This is a genomic window from Paraburkholderia sp. SIMBA_054 (genome assembly GCF_046534875.1).
GTDB classification, from domain to species: Bacteria; Pseudomonadota; Gammaproteobacteria; order Burkholderiales; family Burkholderiaceae; genus Paraburkholderia; species Paraburkholderia hospita.
Map to the genome: position 1 here is coordinate 1 of NZ_JAWRXV010000604.1, position 281 is coordinate 281.

The 281-nt window shown below is 72.2% G+C and carries 1 pseudogene; it reads left to right on the plus strand.

The annotated features are described in order from the left end of the window. Nucleotides 1-281: pseudogene (locus tag SB822_RS56515) on the plus strand (uracil-DNA glycosylase); the annotation flags it as partial.

Sequence of the window (281 nt, forward strand, 5' to 3'; positions counted from 1 at the left end):
TGGAAGAGTTCGGGCTCGCGCCGCGCTGGGTGCGTCGCGGGATGGCCGCGACGCCGGAAGCCGCTGACGAACCCGGCGCGGAGCAGGGCGCCGACGCGCCGCGCCCGCACGGTGCAAGCGACCTCACGCGGCTCGATGCGCGCGAGCCTTCTTCGGTCGGATTGACGCCGCAGACGTCGCACACGCCGGCTATGCGCGCGGCAGAGCCGTCGCGACAAGCCGACGACGAGCAGATGCAGACGCCGACGCAGACGCGGATTGGAAACGATGCGCGAGGTCTC